21 protein-coding genes are annotated in these 26,135 nt (G+C 32.2%); 13 read left to right on the top strand and 8 right to left on the bottom strand.

Annotated elements, in window-relative coordinates:
• Window positions 1–6 precede the first annotated feature (6 nt).
• The gene (gene glgB / locus A5893_RS03915; RefSeq protein ID WP_082911308.1) at window positions 7–2,148 is read right to left on the bottom strand and encodes a 1,4-alpha-glucan branching protein GlgB; all 2,142 of its coding nucleotides are present in this window, start codon (window positions 2,146–2,148) and stop codon (window positions 7–9) included.
• Between the two features lie 149 nt (window positions 2,149–2,297).
• Entirely contained in the window at window positions 2,298–4,811 is a 2,514-nt protein-coding gene (locus A5893_RS03910; protein ID WP_082911307.1) for a glycoside hydrolase family 31 protein, read from the bottom strand.
• A 235-nt stretch (window positions 4,812–5,046) separates the two neighbouring features.
• On the opposite strand from A5893_RS03910, the gene A5893_RS03905 reads away from it, so the two are divergent.
• Entirely contained in the window at window positions 5,047–6,015 is a 969-nt protein-coding gene (locus tag A5893_RS03905; RefSeq protein ID WP_068821221.1) for a LuxE/PaaK family acyltransferase, read from the top strand.
• A 25-nt stretch (window positions 6,016–6,040) separates the two neighbouring features.
• On the top strand, window positions 6,041–6,592 hold the full coding sequence (locus A5893_RS03900; protein WP_068821220.1) for a TlpA family protein disulfide reductase: 552 nt from the start codon (window positions 6,041–6,043) through the stop codon (window positions 6,590–6,592).
• 11 nt (window positions 6,593–6,603) lie between these two features.
• On the opposite strand, the gene tyrS is transcribed toward A5893_RS03900, so the two are convergent.
• The gene (gene tyrS / locus A5893_RS03895) at window positions 6,604–7,887 is read right to left on the bottom strand and encodes a tyrosine--tRNA ligase (protein WP_068821219.1); all 1,284 of its coding nucleotides are present in this window, start codon (window positions 7,885–7,887) and stop codon (window positions 6,604–6,606) included.
• A gap of 100 nt (window positions 7,888–7,987) precedes the next feature.
• Between tyrS and A5893_RS03890 the strand changes: the two genes are divergently transcribed.
• Genes A5893_RS03890 through A5893_RS03880 form a run of 3 tightly spaced genes read left to right on the top strand, consistent with a single transcriptional unit; the run spans window position 7,988 to window position 10,008 of the window.
• On the top strand, window positions 7,988–8,662 hold the full coding sequence (locus A5893_RS03890; protein WP_068821218.1) for a hypothetical protein: 675 nt from the start codon (window positions 7,988–7,990) through the stop codon (window positions 8,660–8,662).
• Window positions 8,662–9,744, top strand: a complete 1,083-nt coding sequence (locus A5893_RS03885) for a putative type IX sorting system protein PorV2 (protein ID WP_068821217.1) — start codon at window positions 8,662–8,664, stop codon at window positions 9,742–9,744. Before A5893_RS03890 ends, A5893_RS03885 begins: the two co-directional genes overlap by 1 nt.
• A complete protein-coding gene (locus tag A5893_RS03880) occupies window positions 9,745–10,008 on the top strand; it encodes a SemiSWEET transporter (protein WP_068821216.1) in 264 nt (87 codons plus the stop codon). It abuts the gene before it with no gap.
• Here A5893_RS03880 and A5893_RS03875 read toward each other — a convergent pair.
• Window positions 10,003–11,424, bottom strand: coding sequence for a L,D-transpeptidase family protein (locus tag A5893_RS03875; protein ID WP_232456792.1), 1,422 nt, complete (start codon window positions 11,422–11,424; stop codon window positions 10,003–10,005). The two genes, A5893_RS03880 and A5893_RS03875, sit on opposite strands and share 6 nt — an antisense overlap.
• A gap of 188 nt (window positions 11,425–11,612) precedes the next feature.
• On the opposite strand from A5893_RS03875, the gene A5893_RS03870 reads away from it, so the two are divergent.
• The 5 genes from A5893_RS03870 to A5893_RS03850 all read left to right on the top strand — a co-directional run bounded on the left by A5893_RS03870 (window position 11,613) and on the right by A5893_RS03850 (window position 16,819).
• Window positions 11,613–11,927 carry an HPF/RaiA family ribosome-associated protein gene (locus A5893_RS03870; protein WP_082911305.1) on the top strand — a complete coding sequence of 105 codons (315 nt, stop codon included), beginning with the start codon at window positions 11,613–11,615 and terminating at the stop codon, window positions 11,925–11,927.
• A gap of 135 nt (window positions 11,928–12,062) precedes the next feature.
• The gene (gpmI, locus tag A5893_RS03865; protein ID WP_068821213.1) at window positions 12,063–13,583 is read left to right on the top strand and encodes a 2,3-bisphosphoglycerate-independent phosphoglycerate mutase; all 1,521 of its coding nucleotides are present in this window, start codon (window positions 12,063–12,065) and stop codon (window positions 13,581–13,583) included.
• Window positions 13,584–14,117 (top strand): hypothetical protein, encoded by a 534-nt coding sequence (locus tag A5893_RS03860; protein ID WP_068821212.1) that lies wholly within the window; start codon window positions 13,584–13,586, stop codon window positions 14,115–14,117.
• Window positions 14,118–14,155: 38 nt separating this feature from the next.
• Window positions 14,156–15,370: a TCR/Tet family MFS transporter gene (locus A5893_RS03855; RefSeq protein WP_068821211.1), complete on the top strand. Its 1,215-nt coding sequence runs from the start codon at window positions 14,156–14,158 to the stop codon at window positions 15,368–15,370.
• A 174-nt stretch (window positions 15,371–15,544) separates the two neighbouring features.
• The gene (locus A5893_RS03850) at window positions 15,545–16,819 is read left to right on the top strand and encodes an MFS transporter (protein ID WP_068821210.1); all 1,275 of its coding nucleotides are present in this window, start codon (window positions 15,545–15,547) and stop codon (window positions 16,817–16,819) included.
• A gap of 304 nt (window positions 16,820–17,123) precedes the next feature.
• Here A5893_RS03850 and A5893_RS03845 read toward each other — a convergent pair whose 3' ends face one another.
• The 4 genes from A5893_RS03845 to A5893_RS03830 form a co-directional block, all read right to left on the bottom strand.
• A complete protein-coding gene (locus A5893_RS03845) occupies window positions 17,124–18,503 on the bottom strand; it encodes an OmpA family protein (RefSeq protein ID WP_068821209.1) in 1,380 nt (459 codons plus the stop codon).
• Between the two features lie 161 nt (window positions 18,504–18,664).
• A complete protein-coding gene (locus tag A5893_RS03840; protein ID WP_068821208.1) occupies window positions 18,665–19,567 on the bottom strand; it encodes a sugar phosphate nucleotidyltransferase in 903 nt (300 codons plus the stop codon).
• Window positions 19,568–19,697: 130 nt separating this feature from the next.
• A complete protein-coding gene (locus A5893_RS03835; protein WP_068821207.1) occupies window positions 19,698–22,154 on the bottom strand; it encodes a S9 family peptidase in 2,457 nt (818 codons plus the stop codon).
• Window positions 22,155–22,160: 6 nt separating this feature from the next.
• The gene (locus A5893_RS03830) at window positions 22,161–23,279 is read right to left on the bottom strand and encodes a M42 family metallopeptidase (RefSeq protein ID WP_068821206.1); all 1,119 of its coding nucleotides are present in this window, start codon (window positions 23,277–23,279) and stop codon (window positions 22,161–22,163) included.
• A 344-nt stretch (window positions 23,280–23,623) separates the two neighbouring features.
• On the opposite strand from A5893_RS03830, the gene A5893_RS03825 reads away from it, so the two are divergent.
• The 3 genes from A5893_RS03825 to kynU all read left to right on the top strand — a co-directional run bounded on the left by A5893_RS03825 (window position 23,624) and on the right by kynU (window position 26,038).
• Window positions 23,624–24,127, top strand: a complete 504-nt coding sequence (locus A5893_RS03825) for a pyridoxamine 5'-phosphate oxidase family protein (RefSeq protein ID WP_068821205.1) — start codon at window positions 23,624–23,626, stop codon at window positions 24,125–24,127.
• Window positions 24,128–24,158: 31 nt separating this feature from the next.
• Entirely contained in the window at window positions 24,159–24,647 is a 489-nt protein-coding gene (locus tag A5893_RS03820) for a pyridoxamine 5'-phosphate oxidase family protein (protein ID WP_068821204.1), read from the top strand.
• Window positions 24,648–24,778: 131 nt separating this feature from the next.
• The gene (gene kynU / locus A5893_RS03815) at window positions 24,779–26,038 is read left to right on the top strand and encodes a kynureninase (RefSeq protein WP_068821203.1); all 1,260 of its coding nucleotides are present in this window, start codon (window positions 24,779–24,781) and stop codon (window positions 26,036–26,038) included.
• Window positions 26,039–26,135 lie beyond the last annotated feature (97 nt).

The raw sequence follows: 26,135 nt of genomic DNA, 5'->3' as shown, positions 1-26,135 counted from the left end.
TAAACACTAAAGCGCTTTAAAAATAACCATGCCTAAGGGAGGAATATTTACCTCAATAGAATTCGATTTCCAGTGGCTACCTATTTCTTCAGATTTTTTGTCTGGATTCTTAATTCCACTACCCCAAAAATCATGACCATCAGAATTAAAGATTTCTTTATATATTCCGTTTTTTGGAACGCCAAATCTATAATTTGTTCGAGGAACAGGAGTTAAATTTAGTGCGATTATTAAATCATCTTTTGAATGATAACCTTTACGGGCATAGACAACTACAGAATTTTCCCAGTCATCGTTTACTAACCATTCAAAACCATTGGCATCAAAACTTCTTTCATAAAGTGCTGGTTCTTCTTTATATAATTTATTTAGAGCCATAACCGTTCTCTTAATGCCTTGATGTGGTGCATATTCTAATAAATGCCAATCTAATGAATGTGATGGATTCCATTCTTTAGTTTGTGCAAATTCGCAACCCATAAATAACAACTTTGTTCCTGGATGTGTCCACATGTAACTATAAAGCAACCTTAGATTAGCAAATTGTTGCCATTCATCACCAGGCATCTTGTAAATCAAAGATTTTTTTCCATGTACTACTTCATCATGTGAAAGTGGTAACATAAAATTCTCTGTAAAAGCGTAAATGGTACTAAAAGTCAATTCAGAATGGTGGTATTTTCTATTGATAGGATCCTCAGAAAAATAGTCTAACGTATCATTCATCCAGCCCATCATCCACTTTTGCCCAAAACCTAAACCTCCGGTATAAGTTGGGTGACTGACACCTGGAAAAGAGGTAGATTCTTCCGCAATGGTTTGTACATCTGGAAAATTAGCATAAACTGCTTCATTAAATTCCTTCAATAATGAAATGGCTTCTAAATTCTCTCTTCCACCAAACTCATTTGGAATCCATTCTCCTTCTTTTCTAGAATAATCCAAATATAGCATAGAAGCAACCGCATCCACTCTTAAACCATCAATATGGAACCTATCTAACCAAAAAATTGCATTTGAAATTAAAAATGAGCGTACCTCATTACGTCCATAATTAAATATATAAGATTTCCAATCCGGGTGAAATCCTTTCTTCATGTCTGCATGTTCATACAAATGAGAACCATCAAAATGATAAAGACCATGTGCATCTCCAGGAAAGTGAGAAGGCACCCAATCCATGATTACTCCGATATCATTTTTATGAAACTCTTCGATTAAATACATTAATTCTTGAGGAGTTCCATATCTACAGCTTGCTGCAAAATATCCTGTAATTTGATATCCCCAACTTGGATAAAAAGGATGTTCCATTAAAGGCATAAACTCAACATGAGTAAAACCCATTTCTTTAACATAAGGCACTATTTTATAGGCCATATCCTTGTAAGAAATAAATTGGTCCGGAGATTCCATCCCTCTGGCCCAAGAGCCAAAATGAACCTCATAAACAGACATTGGCTGGTTTAAAGCATTATTTTTATGCCTTTTATTCATCCACTCGGTATCTTTCCATTCATACCAATTATCCCATACAATAGATGCTGTACGCGGTGGTTCTTCTGATTTTAATGCATAAGGATCAGCTTTTTCAAGGTCCTCACCTGTTGTAGAATTGATAAAATACTTATAAGCCTCTCCATTTCCCACATTAGGGATAAAACCTTCCCAAATACCAGATCCATCCCACCTGATGTAAAGTGGGTGGCTACCTTTATCCCAATGATTAAAGTTTCCTATTACCGATACGAAATGTGCGTTAGGGGCCCAAACAGCAAAGTAAGTCCCTATAACTCCATTGTTTTCTAAAACATGGCTTCCAAACTTTTCGTATAGTTTAAAGTGCTTTCCAGATTTAAATAATGAAATATCAAACTCCGTAAATCTAGTATATGGCTGAACCGAAAGGTGATTATTATTTGTGGTTGATGCTTCTTCTAAATTAGAAAGTGATTTTTTTACAATTGTTTTTTTTGAGATTAATTTTTTTTCTGAAGATTCTTCTGAAGATTTCGTAGATGCCTTTATAGGTGTTTTAACTGATTTATCAGAAGCCTTTTTTATAGGTTTCTTCAAGTTTTTGTTTTCTATTGGTAAATTATCATCGATTACTGTTTTAACAGTATCTTCTTTCACTTTCTTGGCCATTGAGCTAGAATATTAAATAGGATTATAATTTTGGTTTTGATAATCAAGTATGATTATTCGAACAATTTACAAATTAACTTGGATTTTTAGGTTTTACATCCGTTAAAATTAAACATCAATAAAAAGCCCAAATTAATTTGGGCTTTTTATTATTTGAGTATTTGAATGTATTTAAAGTATTTAGAGACATTTATTCTCACTCGTTTTAGATTATCAAAGAATATTTCACCTTTAAAATCTACACCATCAATTATAATTTTTGATGGCTTAAATGGCAAACCAATAAACTTTAAATCATAGGTCTCATATCTTGGGTTAAATAATCCCTCTACCGATTTTTTTATGGTCATTGATTTTTTATCGCCGTTAACAATAAACTTTCTTTCTAAATATATATCTTGTTCGTAACCAAATGTATCGCCATGATCTTCAAATTGAAAAGAATTAACTTCACAATCAGAATAATATATTTGAAACTTTAATTCATCAATTTCAATTTCATTGGTATGTTGCATTACCGGATATTCTGGAATTACAGAACCTGCTTTTACAAAAATTGGCATTGAATCTAAAGGTGCCTGTATTAAATGTTCTTGCCCTCCTTCATACATTTCATGGGTCCAGTAATCATACCAATTACCCTTTGGCATATATACATTACGTGATGTTGCACCTTCATCTAATATAGGGCAAACCAATATTTTATCACCAAAAGTAAATTCATCCTCCCTAAATTTGTTGTCAGCATTTTCTTGCTCTAGCATTACAATAGGGCGTAATATTGGAAATCCATAACGGTGATGTTCCCAAAACGCACTATATATGTATGGCAATAATTTATATCTTAATTCTATAAATTTTCTGTTGATATCTTCTAACTCTTTACCAAAACTCCAAGGTTCTCTTTCTGCAGTATCTCCGGCTGAGTGGGCTCTCATAAATGGAGAAAACACACCTAATTGTATCCATCTTGTAAAAAGTTCTCCGGTTGGCTCACCACTAAAACCACCGATGTCGGTCCCTGCAAATGGCAATCCCGACATAGAAAGTCTTTGCATCTGTAAACTTCCAATTTTTAGATGTTCCCAACTTGCAACATTATCCCCTGTCCAAACACAGCTGTAACGTTGTACCCCAGAATATCCTGCTCTTGTAATGGTAAAAGGTCTTTTGTTTTTTTGAATTTTCTTTAACCCATCGTAAGTTGCTCTTACCATTTGCATACCGTAAACATTATGTGCCTTACGATGTGATCCTCTATGGCCATCGAATTGATGACGAACATCATCAGGAAATGTTCCCGACCCAAATACTGCGGGTTCGTTCATATCATTCCAAACTCCTGCAACTCCTACTTCTACCAATTCTTTAAACAAACCACCCCACCATGTTCTAACTTCTGGATTTGTAAAATCTGGAAATTGGCAACGCCCCGGCCAAACATGACCTTCCATAAAATAATCATCGCTACGGCGACAGAAATATTTATTTTCTTTTCCTTCTTTAAAAACCCAGTAATTATCATCAACCTTAATTCCTGGATCAATGATAACAACTGTCTTAAAACCATCATCAGATAGTTCTTTTATCATTTTTTTAGGATTTGGAAAATACTTTTTGTTCCACGTAAAGCACCTGTAACCGTCCATATAATCAATATCCAAATAAAGTGCATCACAAGGAATTTTTCTACTCCTAAATTGATAGGCTAAATCTTTCACTTTAGATTCTGGATAATAACTCCATCTGCATTGATGATAACCTAAAGCCCAAATTGGAGGCAATTGATGAGTACCAGTAATAGAATTGTAGCGTTTAACTACATCCATCATTTTAGGTCCGTGTATATAATAATACTGCAATTCCCCTCCATCTGCCCAAAAACTTAATTTTGTAGGATCTTCCTGAGCAAAATCGAAATGTGTTTTGAAAGTATTGTCTAAGAAAATACCATGAGCGTTTCCTTCTTTTAAGGATATAAAAAAGGGAATACTTCTATAAAGTGGATCTTGATGTTTAGCGAAAGAATAAGTATCAGAATTCCAATTTTGTAATCTTTTACCTCTCAAATTTAAATCGGTAGGTTTATCTCCTAATCCAAAATATGATTCATCTGGATCACTTTTTTTAGTACAATAAACATAATAACCACCAAATTTTGCATTCTCTTCCCAATGCATTGCCAAATAATCTTCATTGGTGATATTATTATCATTATCAACAAAAGAGATTAAAAAATTCTCCTTGTTAATGCGGCAGGTTACTGTATTAGTTGAAACAGAATAATAAGTTTTTTCATCCTTAAAATTAAAAACTGCAACTTTTTGGTCTAAAAGGGGAACAGCATATGAAAAATCATCTAAGAAAACACTATGAGGTGCCATTCTTACTCTAATAATTTCATCACTTACTACTCTTACTTCAACAGAAGCAGCACCATCAGTAAAAATAAACTTGTTGTTTTCTTGCCTAACTTCTTTTACAGAACCTAAAAATTCCTTTACAATAGGTTTTAAACCTACAATAGGATTATTTACATGCTGTATATCCGCATCATCTAATTCATCCACACTCACCTCAATGTGTTCAGAGGTATCATTAAGATCTTTATTTATATCTATATCCGCATTGTTATCAAGCGGATTTTGCTCATTCTTATTCATGTTCAAATCAAAAAAATTCAATCGCTAATATGCTTATTTAAGTTCAATAATAGAAACCAAATTAAACTTTTAATAGCTTATTTTATTAACATGATAACAAAAACTAGGTTTATTTAAACTTTTAACTAAAAATCAAAAGTATTTTTAAAAATATATCAGTTATGATCAATTTTGAATCTTATATAACTAATTGTAAAATTATTTTTAAATAAATAGTTTAATCTATATTTGAATAATGGATGTTTTTGACGTTACCAGCAAATCAGATTTCAATCATCTTTGTTTAAATATATTTGAGAAACAATATCAAACAATTCAGGTTTATAAAAATTTTGTTGATGCTTTGAGAATTAAACCAGAAGACATTGACCACTTTTCTAAAATCCCGTTTTTACCTATAAGTTTTTTTAAAACTCATGAAATTATTAAGAATAAATCTTCTGCAGATGTTATATTTTCCAGTTCAGGAACAACCGGAACTCAAACAAGTCGGCATTTTGTAGAAGATGTTAAATTTTATGAAAAAAGCTATTTAAAGGGTTTTAATTTATATTACGGGAATATAACAAATTATTGTGTATTGGCTTTGCTACCCAATTATTTAGAAAGAGAAGGTTCTTCTTTGATTTATATGGTAGAAGATTTAATAAAAAAATCTAATCATGTTGAAAGTGGTTTTTTTCTTTATGAACACCAAGAATTGTTTCAAAAACTTAATCAACTCAAAAAAAATAAACAAAAAACAATATTGATTGGGGTTACTTATGCTTTATTAGATTTTATAGAATCCTATCCAATTAATTTCCCTGAATTGGTTGTAATGGAAACAGGCGGAATGAAGGGTAAGCGTAAAGAAATGATCAGGGAAGAATTGCACCAAACCTTATGTGAAGGATTTGGAATTAGCAAAATACACTCGGAATATGGGATGACAGAATTACTTTCTCAAGCCTATTCTAAAGGAGACGGAATTTTTGAAACCCCACCTTGGATGAAAGTTTTAATTAGAGATACTAATGATCCTCTAACATTATTAGAAACTGAAAAAACTGGAGGCATTAATGTAATTGACTTAGCAAATGAAAATTCCTGCTCTTTTATTGCAACTCAAGATTTAGGTAAACTAAATGATGATGGAACTTTTGAAGTTTTAGGTAGGTTTGATGATAGTGATATTAGAGGTTGTAATTTAATGGTAGGTTAAGATTAATTTTTATATAAATCTGAAAATGAAATATTTATTTTTATTCCTGGTTTTTTTAACTCTAAATCTTGGAACAAAAGCTCAGCAAAAACTGCAATTTGAAAAACGAATCTCAGATAAAAAGCCTAGTGATAATGTAATTCTTGTAAACGATTACCAAAAAATAAACACACTGAATGAATTATTGGAAAAATTTAAAGGAAGACCAATATTGATTGACCTTTGGGCTACTTGGTGTCCACCTTGTATTAAAGCTTTTAATGAGAAAAGTTATATTCCTTTACTTCCTTTTCTAGATAAAAATAATATCGTTCTTATTTTTATTTCTTTTGATTCGGATGAAACTAGTGCTAATTGGGAAAATTCTATTCAAAAATTAGATTTTAAAAGCTATCATTTAAGATGCAACCAAAACTTAAAGGATAATCTTAAAGAAATTATTTGGGGAGGTAAAAATATTTACTCTATTCCAAATGCATTACTTTTTAATTCAAATCACAAAATATTATCAAAAGCTCTACCTTCTATTGAAGATATTCTTAAACTGGAAAATACAATTAAAGAACTGCTAAATTAAACTGCTTTTATCTATACAACCACAACCAAAAAATAATTCTTCTTCCCTTTTTGAACCACTAAAAACTTTCCGTTAATCAAATCTGATGATATAAATATTTTTTCTGGATTTGGAACTTTATCCCGATTAATTGAAACTCCTCCCCCAACGATCATTTTTTTAGATTCTCCTTTTGATGGAAAAATAGAGGTTTTATCAGCTAATAATGTCAAAGCATCATAACCAGCTTCAAATTCTGCTTTTAAAATAGTGAACTGTGTAATTCCTTCAAAAACAGTCAAAACACTTTCATCATCCAAAGATTTTAAAAAATCTAAAGATCCATTTCCGAAAAGGAAATCGGTGGTTTTTAAAGCGGTTTCCAAAGCTTCATCACCATGTACCCTTTGTGTAATATCCTTAGCTAAAGCTTTTTGTAAAGCTCTTTGATGTGGAGCTTCAGCATGTTCAGCAATTAAATTCTCTATCTCTTGCTGATTAAAAAAAGTAAATATCTTGATATAATTTGCAGCATCATCATCAGATGCGTTTAGCCAAAACTGGTAAAATTGGTAAGGGCTGGTTTTCTTAGCATCTAACCAAACATTTCCTCCTTCAGATTTTCCGAATTTTGTTCCATCAGATTTCTTAATTAAAGGAGATGTAAGCGCAAATGCTTGTCCACCACCTTTTCTCCTAATAAATTCAGTTCCGGTAACAATATTTCCCCACTGGTCTGACCCTCCCATTTGTAGCACACAATTTTTATTTTTCCACAAATAATAAAAGTCATATCCTTGAATCAATTGATAAGAAAATTCTGTAAAAGACATGCCCACTTCACTTTCTAACCTTTTCTTTACAGAATCCTTCGACATCATATAGTTTACAGTAATGTGTTTACCAGCATCCCTTATAAAATCTAAAAAGCTATAATTTTTAAACCAATCGTAATTATTTACAATTTCGGCGCTGTTAAGTCCACAATTAAAATCTAAAAAACGCTCTAACTGAGTTTGTATTCCCTTTAAATTTTTATCTAAAATATCTTCTGATAACAGATTTCTTTCTTGAGATTTACCTGAAGGATCGCCAACCATACCAGTAGCACCGCCAACTAAAGCAAAAGGTTTATGTCCAGCTTTTTGAAAACGAATTAAAGTAAATATTTGTAATAAACTTCCTACATGAAGAGAATCTGCGGTGGGATCGAAGCCAATATAACCAGAAGCCATTCCTTTAGCCAATTCTTCTTCTGTACCTGGCATAATATCATGTAACAAACCTCTCCAACGTAATTCTTCAACAAAATTCATGTAATATATTTTTTAAAAATTGTGCTATATTGTAAAAGCGCAAATATATCAATTCAATTAAATGTATTGTTAATTTATGTTTGGGTGTTGATTAATAACTATGAATTTTTTATCACATTATTATTTTGATAGAAACAACAGCAATCCTTATGAGGTTTTAGGAATGGTTTTGCCCGATTTAATTAAAAATGCAGATAAATCATGGAACATTCATCTTGAAAAAAACGCTCAATTATTTACTGACAATGATGAATCAAAATCTCTAATTAAAGGCTGGGAAAGACATTTGCTGGTTGATAGATTATTCCATAGTTCTTCTTTTTTTTATCATCATCAACATGAAATAAAATTAAAAATACGAGAAGCTATTATAGAATCGCCTGTTAAACCTTTCTTTTTAGGACATATAAGTTTAGAATTATTACTTGATGGTTTTTTACTTTCCGAAAATTTGATAGACGTTAATAAATTTTATGATTTAATTAACAGAGTTGATGAAAACGTTTTAGAACAGTTTCTATTTTTGAATGGAATTGAGGATACCGAAAAATTTTTTAGGTTCTTTACAATGTTTAAGAATGAAAAATTTTTGTTCAGCTATACCAATCCAGAGAAAATTACGTATGCTTTAAAAAGAATTTGTATGAGGTTATGGCAAAATCCATTTACTGAAGAACAGGAACAAAGCTTAACCAAAAGTTTAATACTTTATAAAAGTAAATTATCAGGAGAATTTCTTCCTATATTTGAACTGATTGAATCACAATTAAATTAATGATTAAACGTCTTACTACCTGTTTATTTTTATTTTTACCTGCCCTAATTTTTGCTCAAACAAGAAAATATTCTAATGAGTTTTTGCAAATTGGTGTTGGTTCCAGAGCATTCGGGATGGCTGGTTCTGTAGTTTCTTCTACGGATGATGTTACTTCTGGATACTGGAATCCTGCTGGTTTGGTAAACATGAAATCTCAAACCCAGGCTAGTTTAATGCACTCCGAATATTTTGCGGGAATTGCTAAATATGATTATGCTGGTTTCGCAACTTTTGTAGCGGATAACACTGCGGTGGTAAGTGCATCTTTAATAAGATTTGGTGTGGATGACATTCCCGATACATCAGAGTTAATTGATGCCGATGGAAATATAAATTACGATCGTGTAAAGTCTTTCTCTGCTGCAGATTATGCCTTTTTGTTTAGTTATGCAAGAAATTCGAAAAGTAGAAAAGAGGGAGGAAATGGCTTAAGTTATGGAGCAAATGCTAAAGTTATTCATAGAAAAGTTGGGGATTATGGAAAATCCTGGGGATTTGGAATTGATGTTGGAGCACAATATAAACTGAATAAATTCACTTTTGCAGCCGTTGGAAGAGATATTACTACAACCTTTAACGCATGGAGTTATAACCCAGATAAGTTTTCTAGTATTTATACCGCTACCGGAAATGATATTCCGAAAAATTCTACAGAAACTACATTGCCAAGGATTGTTTTAGGAGCTGGGTATGATGCTCAACTTTCAAAAAATATTGGTTTATTAACCGAAGCTAATTTCAATTTTACTACGGATGGTAAAAGAAACGTACTAATATCTGCAGACCCTGTAAGTATTGATCCAACTTTGGGATTTGAAGCTAACTATAAAAAAGTTGTTTTCTTAAGAACAGGAGTTGGTAACATTCAAAAAATTACAGATTTTGATGGTAAGCAAAACTATAGCGTACAACCAAATCTAGGGGTTGGAATAAAAATTAAAAACTTTTCAATTGATTATGCACTAACTGATATAGGAAATCAAAGTGATGGACTTTATAGTAATGTATTCTCAATCCGTTTAGATTTTGATAAAAAATAGATGGATTTCATCACTTTAATTGGTCTCTTAGCTGCCTTTGGAACAACATTCTCTTTTCTACCTCAAGCCATAAAAATCATTAAAACAAAAAACACCGAAGGCATTTCGCTTTCGATGTATTTAATGTTTACTGTAGGAGTTTTTTTATGGCTAATTTATGGTTATATGAAAAGTGATACTCCTGCTATGGTTGCTAATGGAATTACTTTAATATTAGCAAGTATCATTTTATTTCTTAAACTGAAATACAAACCAAAATTATAATGTTGCCATATATGCTTTAAATTTCGGCATTAATAATTTATCATATCCGTAAACATCTTTAGAAGAAACCAGATTTCCTGCATCATCTGACCATGCGGTATAATAAGATATAAATACAGGTATTGGATCTTTAATTTTTACCCATCTTGCTTCAGCCTTTGCTCCGTTAGCTGCAGCCTCAGTTTCTTTAACTATCTCCTCAGATTTTGATTTGTCGTTTAATAAAAACTCTTGTAACTGCATAGGTTGTTGAACCCTAACACATCCGTGGCTAACTGCTCTCATATCTTGTTTAAACATAGCTTGAGCAGGAGTATCATGCAAATAAATAGCATATGGATTTTGGAAAATAAATTTTATTTGTCCTAAAGAATTATCGGCACCTGGATTTTGTTTAAAAGAATATTGAGAAACATCGGCACTATTCCAGTCAACCGTAGGCGAATTAACCAATTCTCCATTTTTATAAGCAACCATATTTTTTGCTTCTAAATAGTAAGAATCCTTTCTTAAGCTACTAATTATTTCTGTTGATGCAATGCTTTCAGGAATGTTCCAAACAGGATTGACTTGCATTCTATCAATCATTCCACTTAAAATAGGTGTTTCGTGTCCTCCAGCTTCTCCAACACATACTTTCATTTGTAAATCTGTAGTGTTATTATCAATTAAGCGTAAAGTAAATTCAGGAATGTTTACCAATAGATATTTGCCTTTATATTCTTTAACTGGCCATCTTAAACGCTCCATTGATAGATATATCTTTTGCTTATCCTCAGATGATAACTTCTGTACAGTTTCTGGCTTATCATCATTTATCAAAAGGTTTGAAAGTCTTTGGTAATAACCGTTTTTAGGTTGCAAGTCTTCCAAAAATTTATCTAAATCTAAAAGATCCAAAGTTTTTTCTGCATCTATAAAATCCGGTCTTTCTACACTTACATAATAACTACTTAAAACAGTTTTAGGATTTACCGCCCCATATTTTAAAATATTAGCATAATTGATTAATCCATCGGCAGAATAAAGTTCCAATTGTGCTAAATATGGATAACTTTCTTCTACTTTTTTAAATTTCTTTGTCTTAACTGTATTTAGTAATTCCGTTATTTTATCTGAATGAAAAAATTCAGGATTTAATCCGTGGTATTTTGCATTCAATAAATTTTGGTGTAAATTATCTAATTTACCATTTATTAAAAATGCGCCCACTAAGGTTAATCCATTATCATTGTTTTCTTCGTTGTAAATTTTAGTAATCCAATTTGGATCATGTAACTCTGGTTTTAATTTTTTTAATTCAGCTTTAAAAACTTCATTATAAGCTTCGGTATCAAAATTTTTGTACTGCCTGCTTTTAAAAGCTTTAGCTAAATTTCTTCCGAACTCCTCATGCTTGCCCTTAGAACAGGACATTAGCAACATTGATGAAATAAATATTAATGCGATTAGTTGTTTTAACTTCATTTTTTTGGATTTAACTTCCTAATTGCAACATTTATGCCTTTTATTTATTTAAGTAATCTGGAAATGATTTTTACTATTTTAAAATGAATTATAATAAATGGTATGTAAATTGAACAAAAATTATAAATATTAAAATTATGATGACGATACAAGTTAATACTGATAATCACATTGATGGAAAAGAAGATTTCGCTTCTTATATTAAAGATTTATTTAATGAGAAATTAAAAAGATTTGATTCGCATGTTACCCGAATAGAAGTTCATTTAAGTGATGAGAATGCAGGAAGAGGTGGTTCTGATGATAAAAAATGTAATATTGAAGCAAGAATTGAAAATCACGATCCTATTTTTGCAAGTGCTACATCTAACGAGATGCATGTTGCAATAAGCGATGCTTTACAAAAAATAAAAACCGGAATTGATAGGGTTTTAGATAAAATAAAAAATTAATTACATTTAATAATTAAGGGAAGCCATTACAATTTAAATTGTAATGGCTTTTTATTTTCCTTAGATTTTGAAACGGTCCTTAATAAAAAGAATAGGAATTAAAACCTAATCAATCATAAATTTTATATTTGTGATGTGAAAGATAAAAAAGTTGCATTATTAATATTAGATGGTTGGGGATACGGAAAAAACGATTCTTCTAATGCCATATTAGCAGCAAAAACTCCGTTTTTTGATAGCTGCATAAAAAATTATCCAAATTCCAGGTTAGAAGCATCGGGCGAAGCAGTTGGTTTACCCGCAGGACAAATGGGAAATTCTGAGGTTGGCCACATGAATTTAGGTGCGGGAAGGGTTGTTTATCAAGAACTTGGACGTATAAATAAAGCTGTAATCGATGGTGATTTTAATACCAACCCAGCCTTACAAAACGCTTTCAAATACGCAAAAGATAATAACAAGAAAATCCATTTAATTGGTTTAGTTTCTGATGGCGGAGTTCATGCACATACCAAACATATTAAAGGTTTGTGTGATGCTGCAAAAGCTTTTGGATTAAATCAGGTTTTTATTCATGCTTTTACAGATGGAAGAGATACAGACCCAAATTCTGGCGTTGGTTTTTTAACAGATTTAAATGAATATTTAAAAACATCGAGTGGACAAATTGCCTCTGCAATTGGCAGATATTACGCTATGGACCGTGATAATAGATGGGAAAGGGTAAAATTAGCTTATGATTTATTGGTGAAAGGAGAAGGAGAGATAGTTGATGATTTAATTGAAGCCGTAAAAAAATCTTATGCAAATGGCATAACCGATGAATTTTTAAAACCTCTTGTTAAGGCTGATGAGAATGGCAATCCAATAGCTAAAATTACCGATGGAGATGTGGTGATTTGTTTTAATTTTAGAACAGACAGAGGTCGTGAAATTACTCAAGCTTTAACACAAAAAGCTTTTCCAGAATATGATATGATACCCTTAAATCTACATTATATTACCATGACCACATATGATGACACATTTAAAGGGGTAGATGTAATGTTTACTAAGGATGATTTAGTTAATACTTTAGGAGAGGTTTTAGAACAAAATCATAGATCACAAATCAGGATTGCTGAAACAGAAAAATATCCTCACGTTACATTCTTTTTTAGCGGAGGTAGGGAAACAGAATTTAACAAAGAGAATAGGTTGATGATTCCTTCGCCAAAAGTTGCTACTTATGATTTACAACCTGAAATGAGCGCTAAAGGAATTAGGGATGCAATCATCCCTGAAATAGAGAAAAGAAGTGCTGATTTTATTTGCTTAAATTTTGCCAACCCAGATATGGTTGGGCATACCGGAGTTTTTGAAGCTGTTATAAAAGCTGTAGAAACTGTTGATGCTTGTGCAAAGGAAGTAGTAGAAGCAGGAATTAAAAATGGATACTCTTTTATTATTCTTGCTGATCATGGCAATGCAGATTACATGATTAATGCAGATGGATCAGTAAATACCGCTCATACTACCAATTTAGTTCCATGTATATTAATTGATGAAGATTACAAAACATTAAATGATGGTAAATTGGGTGATATAGCTCCTACAATTTTAAAATTATTAAAAATTGAACAACCAAAAGAAATGGGAGGTTTGTCTTTAATCTAAATGCAGAATCTCAGCAAAATCATCATCATTTCTTTTTTAATATTAGGATGTACTCCAGGTAGTAAAAAAGACGAGGCTAGAAAAATCTATTATTTTGACCTTAAAAGCTATTTCCAAAATTTAACGGATAGTTTAAATGATAAGCAGCAAATCATCCAAAAAACTGTATCCAAAAATGGTGTTAAAGAAGAAAAAAACATCAGAATAACGGATTGGAAAAATGAGTTTGCACTTTTTATAGATGCTGACATTAATAAATCTGCATGGAAAGATAGTTATACCAAAGATTCTACTACCAGTAAAATTGCCTATCGAGCTAAATATGAAGATTTAAAAACCAGAAGTATCCATATAATTTTAAATAATGGAAAGCCTAAAGAAATAATTATTAAAACCAGAGTTGATAATCTTTTATATCATAGTGAAGAAACTTTAATCTACCGTAATGAAATTCTTTATCAAATTAAAAAGCACCAAAAAGTAATCTTACTAGGTTTAAACGATTATTTGATTGAAGGAAAATTTAAAAAATAAAATTTATTAACCTTTAAAAATCTGCTTTTATAAATATTATGGCAAAAAATGGCAAGGCCGCATTAGGTTTCATCTTTATCACTTTATTGATTGATGTTACAGGATTAGGAATCATAATTCCTGTTTTACCTACACTAATAGCAGAACTAATTCATGGAAATTTAAGCGATGCCGCTAGTTATGGTGGGTGGTTAACTTTTGCCTACGCTATTATGCAGTTTATATTTGCCCCAATACTTGGAAATTTAAGCGATCGCTTTGGCAGAAGACCAGTTCTATTATTCTCTCTATTTGGATTTGGAATAGATTATCTCTTTTTAGCCTTCGCTCCTACCATTTGGTGGCTGTTTGTAGGACGGGTTGTTGCCGGCATTACGGGGGCAAGTTTTACGACAGCATCTGCCTACATTGCAGATATCAGCACCCCAGATAAAAGAGCACAAAATTTTGGAATACTTGGAGCTGCTTTTGGACTTGGATTTATTTTAGGCCCTGTTTTAGGTGGCGTTTTAGGTCAATTTGGTTCTAGAATCCCGTTTTTTGCCGCCGCCGGATTAAGCCTTTTAAATACACTTTATGGATATTTTGTATTACCAGAATCTTTACCTGTAGAAAAAAGAAGACCGTTTGAATTAAAAAGAGCAAATCCTATGGGCTCTCTTTTGCAATTGAAAAAATATCCAGCAATGGGTGGTTTAATCATTGTTTTGATTTTAATGTACACCGCAATGAATGGTTTACAAAGTACTTGGGCTTATTATGGAATGGAAAAGTTTAGTTGGAACGAGGCTTGGGTTGGCTATTCTTTAGGTTTTATTGGATTGATGATTGGCGTAGTACAAGTTGGAATTATACGTTGGGCAATTCCTAAATTTGGACAGGATAAGAGTCTTTATATAGGCTTAGCTTTCTACAGCTTGGGTTTATTACTCTTCGCTTTTGCGCCAAGTGGGTTTTGGATGTTTGTTTTTATCATCCCTTATTCCTTAGGAGGAATTGCAGGGCCAGCTTTACAAAGTATCATTAGTGGCTTTGCACCCGCAAATGAACAGGGCGAGATACAAGGTGCATTAACCAGCTTAATGAGTGCAACAACCATTTTTGCCCCTCCGTTAATGACTACTATATTTGCTTATTTTACTGATAAAAGTAATCCCATTTTATTTCCAGGCGCTCCATTTTTATTAAGTGCCATCTTAGTTTTTATTTCTGTTTTTTTAGCGATGAAAAGTTTGAAACCTAAGACTAGTTAAGCTATTATTTGATCAGTTTTAACTAAATTATAGAATTTTTTTAGTGATGTTTCAAGGTTAATCTTAATAGGATTAACTATCTCTAATGGTGGTTTTTACAATCCTAGTTCCTTGCTATTTTAATTATATAAAATCATTTTAAAACCAAAGTGGTTTATCTTTGTCTCTTCTACAATGGCATCAGTAAACATATCAGCTATATTTAGGTCCTTAAGATCACGCAATTTTAAGCTCTATTTTGCTGGTCAATCTATTTCATTAATTGGCACTTGGATGCAAAGGCTAGCGGTGAGCTGGTTAGTTTATGACATTACCCATTCTGCATTTTTATTAGGATTAGTGATGTTTGCAGGACAAATACCAGCGCTAATATTTTCTCCTTATGGAGGCGCACTTACTGATAGACATAGCAGATATAAAATATTATTAATTGCACAAGTAGCCTCAATGATACAAGCAGGATTACTTGCTTTTATGATTTTAGGAGGATTTTATAGTACAACTGGTGTACTTTTATTAAGTATTTTACTAGGGTGTATCAATGCATTCGATATACCATCTCGTCAATCTTTAATGATTGAACTTATTGATGATAAAAATGATCTTCCAAATGCTATTGCCTTAAACTCCAGCATGGTAAATTTAGCAAGATTAATTGGACCTGTGGTTGCTGGATTATTAATCAGTTGGGTTGGTGAAGGGATGTGTTTTCTAATCAATACAATTTCATTTATTCCGGTTATTGGTTCTTTGCTTTTAATAAATATTAAACCAAAACTGATTGAAAAAACCACATCAAGCGTATGGGAAGGGTTAAAAGAAGGATACCATTATTTAAGAACAAAACCTGATTTAACTTTAATGATTTTATTAATGACTTGTGTAAGTTTTTCTTTAATGCCAATCATTACTTTACTTCCTATTTTTGCAAAAGATATATTTAAGGGTAATGCAGCCACATTAAGTTATTTAGAAGGAGCTATTGGATTAGGTGCCCTAGGGGGAGCTATCTTTTTAGCAGGTGCAAAAAAATTAAAGAATTTGCCTAAAACCATTATATTTTCAATATTCATATTTGCAGGTAGTTTACTATTTTTTTCCTTCATTCCCTGGTTAGGTTTAAGTTTAATCTTTTTACTTTTTGCAGGTATTGGACAAATGATACAAATTTCTGGCTCTAATAGCTTTATCCAAACTCACGTAGATGATAAAATGAGAGGAAGAGTAATCAGCTATTATGCTATGGCTTTTCAAGGTATGATGCCAATTGGAAGTTTTATTGCGGGTTTTTCTGCAAATCATATCGGTGTTCAAAATACAGTCATCATTCAAAGTGGATTGGGTTTGATTACCGGGACTATATTTTATTTTTTGCTAAAGAAGGTAAGATTGAAAGTTGTTTTTAATGAAAGAACTGCATTGAGAGAAAATCCTGAGTTTTTGATTTAAAAATACCTAACAAATTAAATAAGCTTCGGAAAATTCATAAGAGCGAGTATTTTAGTCTTATCTCGATAACATTATTTTCTGCGTTAACGATTGAAAAGGTGTCCCGCCTGAAATTTGGGCAAGCTTTTTTTGTCATAGCCATAATGCAAGTTTAGAAAAGATAGAGTGAAATCCGCTAACTGGCGGATAAAAAGCCCAAATTATTGTCTAATGTTTATTGATTATAAATATCAATCCTTAAAATTTTAAGCATAAAAAAAGACCAACCTTTCGGTCAGTCTTTCCTATCATAGGTATGATATAATTAATTAAATAATGTAAATTCTACACGTCTGTTATTTTGACGACCTGCTTCAGTAGTATTATTATCAATTGGTTGAGATTCCCCGTAACCAGTTGCTTCAACTCTTGATGAATTAACACCTTTGCTTACTAAGTATGCTTTTACAGATTCTGCTCTATCTTTAGATAATCTCATGTTTAAAGCATCACTACCTTGACTATCTGTATGTCCAGCTAATTTTAAGCTTAAGTTTTTAGATACAATTAGGTTAGCAACTTTATCTAATGTAGCATAAGATGTTGGTCTAATGGTGGATTTTGCTAAATCAAATTCTAAGTTTTTAATAGCATCACTTACCACTTTTTTATCTTCTTCAGTTATGATATAAGTTATAGGTTTTGGAGCTTCCATTTTAGGTAAAGGACATCCAGCACCATCTACAGCAGTTCCTTTTGGTGTATTTGGGCATTTATCATAAAAATCAGAAACACCATCACCGTCAGAATCAGTCATTAATTTATTAACCTGATCTTTTAAAGCATTAACCTCAGTGTTATTTTTAGAAGCTTCTAATTGAGCTTTTAAATCATCGTATTTAGCCACATAATCTTTTTCTAAAGATGCCGCTGGGTTTGTAAATGCCAATTGTGGTTTTGCTTTACTTCCTAACGCAAATTCTAAACCTCCGTAACCATAAGAAAATTTATCATTTCCTGGAGCTCTTGAGTATCCGTCTAGTATGTCAGAATCTACAAAGTTCATTTTGTAACCAAAATCTAAATTAACCCCCTTTGAGATCATAAACTTTAAACCTAAAGCGACAGGAACAACCAATTCATGATAGTTTTCACCACCATTTAATTCGGTAGTTACCCCGGCGTTATCTGTTCTTGTTGGTTGGAAACCCATAATACCTGCACCAGCAGAAATATAAGGAGTTACATAACTCTGGCGATTTAAGATACTAAAATTAGCAATGTTGTAAACACCACTTAATGTACCGTTAAATTTAATTTCAGTCTCGTAATTAGAATACGGTGTGTTAGCCGTTACAGGACCTCCAGTATTTGAAGTTGTATTATCAGCTTTTAAAGTTCCTCTAAAAAAATCAGCTTGTAATCCAAAATTGTGAGTGAATTGCTTTTTAAGGTAACCACCATAACCTGCATTTACTTCCCAATTAGAAAAATCATTATTACCACCAGTTACAACTGCTGGTGCCATTACTCCTCCATTTACACCAAAAGACCAGGTTCTGTAAGCTGAGGCACCAGAAAACGGAGCTACACTATTATCAACTTTCATTGAGGTAGACATTGGCATATTTTCTTGTGCAAATGTAAAACTTGCCATTGTTACTGCTCCAAGCAGCATTATACTTTTCTTTAAATTTATTTTCATAATCTTTTTTTAATTGTTGCAACACTTAGTGTCAAAACTTTGCCAAAAAGAGATTATGGGCTAATTTTATAATTTAAATTATGTTTAAATGGTTTAAACAACATAAAAAAACCGCAATTAAATAAATTGCGGTTTTACCTATGTATGCATTTTAGTACTATTTACCAAAGTTGAGATGGATATGTACCATTTTTAACTAGGTTATTGATATTTTCTTGTACTATGTTTTTATCTTCTTTATAAGTTACACCAAACCATTTTGCATCTGTGGGTATAACTTTAAAAGTTGCGACATCATTTTTAATTAAATAATCAGCAATAAGCGGAATAAAAAATTCTGCTTTAGGATTGTTCTCATTAACCTTTACAAAATCTAAAAACAATTTTTCAGTTACCTCAAAAACCTCAGGCGTAAAGCCCCAAAAATTCATAGAAACCGGTGTACTTGCATCTAATTGATGTGTACTTCCATCTTCATTTTCATAAACTATAATGCCATCTTTTGGATAAACTTTAGTACGCTCATTAATTTCTGTCATGTTTCCTTCCGCATTCGTTTGGCATACACCACGAGAAACAGAACCGTTTTCTGAAAGCGTATTACCAATTTTATAACCTACAATACTATATTTATTAGGGCCAGCTTCTGTAGTTAAAAACTCTACCATATTTTTAAAAGCTTCATAACCATAATAGTCATCTGCGTTGATTACACAAAAAGGTTCATGAATTTGATTTTTAGATTCTAAAATAGCATGTCCAGTTCCCCAAGGTTTTGCTCTTTCAATATCCTTTTCAATTCCATATTTCTTTAAATCAAAGGTTTGAAATATATAATCAGTTTCAATTTTACCTTTAAGTTTAGGCTCAAAAATAGATTTAAAGCTATCTAAAAATTCTTCTCTTATAATAAAACTTATTTTTCCAAATCCCGCTTTTATTGCGTCGTGAATAGAATAATCAATAATAGTTTCGCCATTTGGGCCGAAGCCATCTATTTGTTTCATGCTACCATAACGGCTAGCCATTCCGGCGGCTAATATCAATAAGGTTGGTTTTCTCATTACTTAATATTTATAATTTTCAAAATGGATTTTTTTGATCCATATAATTTAACAATTTACTTCTTATTACCCAGTTATCATTCCAAAAATTTACATTTCTAAATCGATTTGGCTTGATAAAGAATTAAGTTTATTGGTTTTTTACGTATTTTTCTAACCAGTTATCCATTTCCCAAAGCATATGTAATATGCTTTCTTTTGCTCTGTAACTGTGTGCTTCATAAGGCAAATATACTAATCTGGTTGTTGCTCCAAAACCTTTTAATGCACTATAAAGTCGCTCACTTTGTATAGGGAATGTTCCAGAATTATCATCAGCCTCGCCATGGATCAATAATAAAGGTTGTTTAATTTTATCTGCATAAGAAAAAGGAGACATTTTATAGTATAAATCAGGCGCTTGCCAATATGTTCTTTCTTCTGCTTGGAAACCATTTGGCGTCAAGGTTCTATTATAAGCTCCACTTCTGGCAATTCCTGCAGCGAAAAGATTTGTATGTGCAAGCAAATTAGCAGTCATAAAAGCACCATAAGAATGACCTCCAACGGCAATTTTATTTGCATCTCCAATTCCCATTGCTACAATTTTATTTACCGCCGCTACTGCATTTTCTTTCAATTGACTAATAAAAGTATCATTTGGATAATCGTTGCTTTCGCCTACAATTGGCATATCTACGTTGTCCATTACTGCATAACCTCTGGTTACCCAATAAATTGGGGAAGCCCAGGATATTTTGCTGAATTTGAATGGAGATCCCTTCACTTGCCCCGCAGCGGCAGCAGTTTTATATTCTTTTGGATATGCCCACATTAAAACTGGTAATTTCCCACTGGTATTTGTGTATCCTTCTGGCAAATATAGGGTTGAGGTTAAACTTAGCTTATCGGCCCTTTTATAATTGAGCTGCTGTTTTATTATATTGGATAATTGAGGGTATGGATTTTTAAAAAATGTTAGTTGTTCGGCTTTGCCTTTTCGATAATCTAAATTAAAATAGTTTGGAGGTTCTGAAACGGTTTCCCTGCTCACTATTAAATTATTCTTATTATCGAAGTAAATAGGTTTTTCATAAAATGGCGCTCTGGAGCGGAATAAAGTATCCGTAACTTTTGTTTTGATGTTAAATTGTAGTAGAAAAGGCCTATCACCAATTGGAGAAGAACCTTCGGAAATAGAGAAAATATTTACATTGTTGGGATCCGCAGTTCTTCTTAAAATATTATAATCCATTAAAAGGACATCTTTATTATACTCATTTTTAACCTTCACAAAATCACCAGGATTAGAGTAGGAATCTTCAGAATATCTATCCCAAAGGTTAACCCTATAACTTAAGTTACCAGGTTTTATAAAAACCCTTCTTTCCGCTTTAGTTTTCCACCAACGCTCAGTAACTATTGCTAATTGATCATCTCCCCAATCAATATTTTGATATCTTAAATAGCATTCTGCTAGTTTTTGTTTTTTAACATAAGGCTCGGTAGCTTTTGAGGTGTATAGCATATCTCTTACACCTATTCTTTTATTTGGGTCGCCGTCATCTTGGGCTTCGGCCCAAAAAATTGTTTGAGGTTTGTCAGATCGCCATTCAAATTCTCTTGGACCCGTAATTACGGCATCAAAACCCTGAGGTAAATTATCTGATAAAGGTACATCTGCAAAATCCTGAATCAATTTCCCGTACTTATCCCTAATTTCTAATTTATAAGGAAAATTACCAATGGGTACTACGTAAGAATAAGGTTTATGAATTACAGAAAGCATTACGAATTCACCATCAGGAGAGAAATCAAATGATTTATAAATGGCTTCACGACTGTAATTAACAGATTGTCCATCTAAATAAATCAATTTTAATTGTGCGGTTAAATAGTAATCAAACTGAAGCTCATCGTTTGTATTTTTTAATAAGTCCTGGTAAGTTCTGTTTGGTGAGGATTTACCCGTACTCTCCTGAACATTTGGACCACTTAAATCTGGAGATAAAAGAGTTATAAGTTTCACTTCAGATTTAAACTTTGCCAAAATTGTTTTACTATCTGGCGACCATTTGAAAATAGTTCCGTAAGAATCATTTAATGAAAAAGAAGTTAAACGATTTGTTGTTTTTAAAATTAAATCTCCAACCCAAAGTTCTATTTCTGTTTTAGTAGTTATTGTAAAAGCTACTTTATTCTCATCAGGAGAGAATGTAACATTTTTAATTTGAGCATCTTTTGGGATGGTTTGCAATTCAAACTCATCCTTACTATTTAACTCTTTAAATTTTAAAGAAGAAAAAAATGAAGAGCGGTTATTAGAATAGTTTAAAGGATTAACCCTTAAACCTGCAAACTTTAGGAAAGGAGCAGCTATTTCATTAATTGATGGATAACCGGGCTCTTCTAAAATAGCCATAAATTTACTTCTTCCACTTAAGATTACTGATCTTGAAATAGATTGATCAACAATTTGAGCTATAGATTCTGGAGGCCTTTGATAGCCAGATTGTTCTTGAGCAAATGCTATATTTATTCCAAAAAAATAAATAGCATTAATAAAAAGTGTGGGTAGTACACACTTTTTTATTCTATTTAAAATCATTAATATCTATTTAATATATCTAAAGTCGTGGTCTTTTTTAATGGACAACAAAGAATGGTAAATTAAGCTGATTACATTGTCAACATCGTTTTTATGTACCATTTCTACAGTCGTATGCATGTATCTTAACGATAAAGAAATCAATGCAGATACAACACCATCGTTAGAATAAGCAAAAGCATCGGTATCAGTTCCGGTAGACCTGGAAGAAGCTTGTCTTTGAAAAGGAATATTATTTTTTTGAGCCGTTTCTAGTAAAAGTTTATTCAAATTTACCTGAACAGCAGGCGCATAAGAAAGTACGGGACCTCTACCACAAGCTAAATCACCCTGGGTAATTTTGTTGATCATTGGAGTTGTAGTATCATGGGTAACATCGGTAATAATGGCTAAATCGGGTTTTATCCTGTTAGCAATCATTTCTGCTCCTCTTAAGCCAATTTCTTCTTGTACCGCATTAACAATGTACAAACCAAAATCTAGTTTCTTTTTGTTTTCATGAAGCAAACGGGCAACTTCAGCAATCATAAAACCACCAATCCTATTATCTAAAGCCCTTCCAACATAATAACGGTCGTTTAAAACCATAAATTGATCCTCGTAAGTAATCACACAACCCACATGGATTCCTAATTTTTCTACTTCATCTTTAGATGTGCAACCACAATCTAAGAAGATATTTTTAAGTGCAGGTGCTTCCTCCTTTTCGCCACCATGACGAGTATGAATTGCCGGCCATCCAAAAACAGCGGTTACAGGGCCACTATCCGTATGGATAATTACTCTTTTAGAAGGGGCGATTTGATGATCAGAACCGCCATTTCTAATCACATAGATTAAACCATCAGAAGTAATGTAATTTACAAACCAGGAAATTTCATCGGCATGTGCTTCAATAACTACCTTATATTTAGCTTTTGGATTGATCACCGCTACTGCAGTTCCATAATTATCCACAAAATGCTCATCAACATAAGGCTCAATATAATTTAACCAAAGTTTTTGTCCCTCCCACTCAAATCCGGTTGGAGATGGGTTATTGATATATTTTTCTAGAAATGCTAATGATTTTTTGTTGACTACTGCTACGTGTTTATTTTCTTCTTGCTCTTTCTTCTTCGCCATTTTTAAATTTTATTTATGATTTTAACAAATATAAAAAACCTTATTTAAGAGTATTCATTTTTCTTAAATGAGTAAATTTTAGTTTTTAATATTTATTATTTGAATGATTAAATGTTTTTAATCTTTCAACCAAAATAAGTTTAATTTTTATTTCGGCTTTCATCCGACAGCTTTGGGATTCTTTTGTTTCATTTTTGTAGAAAAAGCAAAAAAGCTTGACCGACTACTGGTGGGGGATGCTTCTTCAATCGTTGACGCAATTTTAAAGCTTTTTAAAAATTGTTTGGCAATAATCTTGTATCTATAAAAGCATCAAACTCAAATCACATTTTTTATAAACGTATATGACCGCAACAGATAAAAAATCTAGTATAGAAAAACTTAGCAAACTGATAGATAATGTAAATGTTGCTATGATTACTACCTTAAAAGTAAATGGGGAGTTTTACAGTCGTCCAATGAATACTATGGATTTTGATGAAGATGGAAACCTGTTCTTTTTTTCTGACGAGCATACTCCGGATGTACATGATATCAAAGTAAATAATAGGGTTTCTGTAACTTATACCAATCCAGAAAATAACACTTATATCGCGTTAAACGGAAGATTATATTTAGAACAAGACCAAGAGAAAATAAATCAACTTTGGGTACCAGCCTGTAAGGCCTGGTTTCCGGAAGGCAAAACTGATCCAAATTTGACGCTTCTTAAAGTAGAAGTTTTAAAAGCTGAATATTGGGACACTGCAGAAAGTGATATGGTAGTGATGTTTAACATGTTAAAAGCAATTGTTAAAGGAGAAACTTACGACCAAGGTGAACACAAAAAAATCACGCTTAAGGATTAAAAAATTGAAAATCAGTAAATAATAAATTATCATGAAAAATCAAGAAAATCTAGAAAAGTTAAAAGACTTATTAAAAGGCAGCAAAATTTGTATGTTAAGTACTTATAATGAAGATAAAGGAATCCATACCAGACCAATGGCTTACCAGGAAATTGATGAAAGTGGAACGATATATTTTTTCACTAAAGAGTATTCAAGCAAGATTGACGAAATATCTGTGAATAATGAAATAGACATCAGCTTTACTAATACTGATGATAGTAATTACGTGGTTTTAAAAGCCAATGCAAGTCTTTCTAAAGACAGAGCTAAGATGGAAGAATTATTTAATCCAATGGTTAAGGTTTGGTTTCCAGAAGGTTTAGAAGACCCAAATATTTCGTTAATCAAAGCAGATGTGCAGAGCGCAGAGTATTGGGATAGCACTTCGAGCAAAATGGTTTTTTTATTTAATGCTGCAAAATCTTTAATTACCGGCGAGCAGTATAACGAAGGCGAGCATGGCAAAATAGAGTTGTAAAGCTAAAAAATATTTAATCACAGAGAACTTGGAGAAAGTTCACAAAGAAAAAAGAGAAAATATTAATCATATCAATTTTATCTTTGTGAACTCTATGGCTTAAATTAAGCTCTTTGTGTTAATAAGAAAAAATGATATTTGAAAATAATCTCCATTTCGCCCAACAATTAGACAAACAAGATATACTCGCTTCTTTTAGGAGCGAGTTTTTAATTCCAGAAAAAAATGGGGAACAACTCATTTATTTCTGTGGTAATTCTTTGGGTTTACAACCCAGAACAGCTGTTGTAGAAATAACAAAACAATTGGCTATTTGGCAAAACCATGCGGTTGAAGGTTGGTTTGATGGAGATCAAAACTGGTTAAATTATCATGATGAAATAAAAGAACTTTTAGCTCCAATTGTAGGCGCAAAACCTACCGAAGTTACTTGTATGAATAGTTTAACAGTAAATCTTCATTTATTGTTGACAAGTTTTTATCAGCCGAAAGGCAAAAAAATTAAAATTTTGATGGAGGGTGGCGCTTTCCCATCTGATCAATATGCGATTGAATCTCATGTAAAAACCAGAGGTTATGAATATCAAGATGCCGTTATAGAAATTTTCCCTCGAGATGGAGAATATACATTGAGAACAGAAGATATCCTTTCGAAAATTCATCAACACAAAGACGAAATTGCATTAGTACTATTAGGAGGGATAAATTACTATACCGGGCAGTTTTTTGATTTACAAGCCATAACCAAAGCAGGTCATGAAATTGGTGCCATGGTAGGCTTCGATTTGGCCCATGCTGCAGGTAACGTTCCGGTTAACCTTCATGATTTTGATGTAGATTTTGCCTGTTGGTGTTCCTATAAATACATGAATTCTGGGCCAGGTGGGATTGCAGGCATATTTGTCCACGAAAAACATTTTAAAAATGATTTTAACCGATTAGCAGGTTGGTGGGGTTATCAGTTGGATAAAAGATTTAAAATGGAGAAAGGCTTCATCCCAGAAAGTGGCGCAGAAGGTTGGCAAGTTTCTACCAGTCCAATTCTGTTAATGGCCACCCATAAAGCTGCTTTAAAAGTTATGAACGATGCAGGTTTTGAGAATTTGAGAGCAAAAAGTATTCAGTTGACCGCGTATTTAGAATTTATTATTAATGAAATAAATCAGGAAAAGGGTGAAGAAATTTTTAAAATCATTACTCCAAAAAATCCTGCTGAAAGAGGAGCGCAACTTTCAATCATCTGTAAAGAAAACGGCAAACAAACTTTTGATGCATTGGTAGAAAAAAATATTATTGGAGATTGGCGAGAACCTAATGTGATCAGAATTAGTCCGATTCCTTTATACAATACTTTTGAAGAAATTTATAAATTAGGACAAGCTTTGCGTTAGATGCGAGAAGGGAGATACTAGATAATAGAGTATAGATACAAGAATTAAGAGCCATATAATTTGAATAACTACAATGCTAACCATCTAACAAACCAAC

Origin of the sequence: Pedobacter psychrophilus (assembly GCF_001652725.1) — a bacterium.
GTDB classification, from domain to species: domain Bacteria; phylum Bacteroidota; class Bacteroidia; order Sphingobacteriales; family Sphingobacteriaceae; genus Pseudopedobacter; species Pseudopedobacter psychrophilus.
This window is presented reverse-complemented; position numbering and strand designations above follow the sequence as displayed.

Bases quoted from the DNA above. Each gene is read 5' to 3' on its own strand.
- glgB (WP_082911308.1), bottom strand. From the start codon at position 2,148: ATGGCCAAGAAAGTGAAAGAAGATACTGTTAAAACAGTAATCGATGAT.
- A5893_RS03910 (WP_082911307.1), bottom strand. From the start codon at position 4,811: ATGAATAAGAATGAGCAAAATCCGCTTGATAACAATGCGGATATAGAT.
- A5893_RS03905 (WP_068821221.1), top strand. From the start codon at position 5,047: ATGGATGTTTTTGACGTTACCAGCAAATCAGATTTCAATCATCTTTGT.
- A5893_RS03900 (WP_068821220.1), top strand. From the start codon at position 6,041: ATGAAATATTTATTTTTATTCCTGGTTTTTTTAACTCTAAATCTTGGA.
- tyrS (WP_068821219.1), bottom strand. From the start codon at position 7,887: ATGAATTTTGTTGAAGAATTACGTTGGAGAGGTTTGTTACATGATATT.
- A5893_RS03890 (WP_068821218.1), top strand. From the start codon at position 7,988: ATGAATTTTTTATCACATTATTATTTTGATAGAAACAACAGCAATCCT.
- A5893_RS03885 (WP_068821217.1), top strand. From the start codon at position 8,662: ATGATTAAACGTCTTACTACCTGTTTATTTTTATTTTTACCTGCCCTA.
- A5893_RS03880 (WP_068821216.1), top strand. From the start codon at position 9,745: ATGGATTTCATCACTTTAATTGGTCTCTTAGCTGCCTTTGGAACAACA.
- A5893_RS03875 (WP_232456792.1), bottom strand. From the start codon at position 11,424: ATGTCCTGTTCTAAGGGCAAGCATGAGGAGTTCGGAAGAAATTTAGCT.
- A5893_RS03870 (WP_082911305.1), top strand. From the start codon at position 11,613: ATGATGACGATACAAGTTAATACTGATAATCACATTGATGGAAAAGAA.
- A5893_RS03860 (WP_068821212.1), top strand. From the start codon at position 13,584: ATGCAGAATCTCAGCAAAATCATCATCATTTCTTTTTTAATATTAGGA.
- A5893_RS03855 (WP_068821211.1), top strand. From the start codon at position 14,156: ATGGCAAAAAATGGCAAGGCCGCATTAGGTTTCATCTTTATCACTTTA.
- A5893_RS03850 (WP_068821210.1), top strand. From the start codon at position 15,545: ATGGCATCAGTAAACATATCAGCTATATTTAGGTCCTTAAGATCACGC.
- A5893_RS03845 (WP_068821209.1), bottom strand. From the start codon at position 18,503: ATGAAAATAAATTTAAAGAAAAGTATAATGCTGCTTGGAGCAGTAACA.
- A5893_RS03840 (WP_068821208.1), bottom strand. From the start codon at position 19,567: ATGAGAAAACCAACCTTATTGATATTAGCCGCCGGAATGGCTAGCCGT.
- A5893_RS03835 (WP_068821207.1), bottom strand. From the start codon at position 22,154: ATGATTTTAAATAGAATAAAAAAGTGTGTACTACCCACACTTTTTATT.
- A5893_RS03830 (WP_068821206.1), bottom strand. From the start codon at position 23,279: ATGGCGAAGAAGAAAGAGCAAGAAGAAAATAAACACGTAGCAGTAGTC.
- A5893_RS03825 (WP_068821205.1), top strand. From the start codon at position 23,624: ATGACCGCAACAGATAAAAAATCTAGTATAGAAAAACTTAGCAAACTG.
- A5893_RS03820 (WP_068821204.1), top strand. From the start codon at position 24,159: ATGAAAAATCAAGAAAATCTAGAAAAGTTAAAAGACTTATTAAAAGGC.
- kynU (WP_068821203.1), top strand. From the start codon at position 24,779: ATGATATTTGAAAATAATCTCCATTTCGCCCAACAATTAGACAAACAA.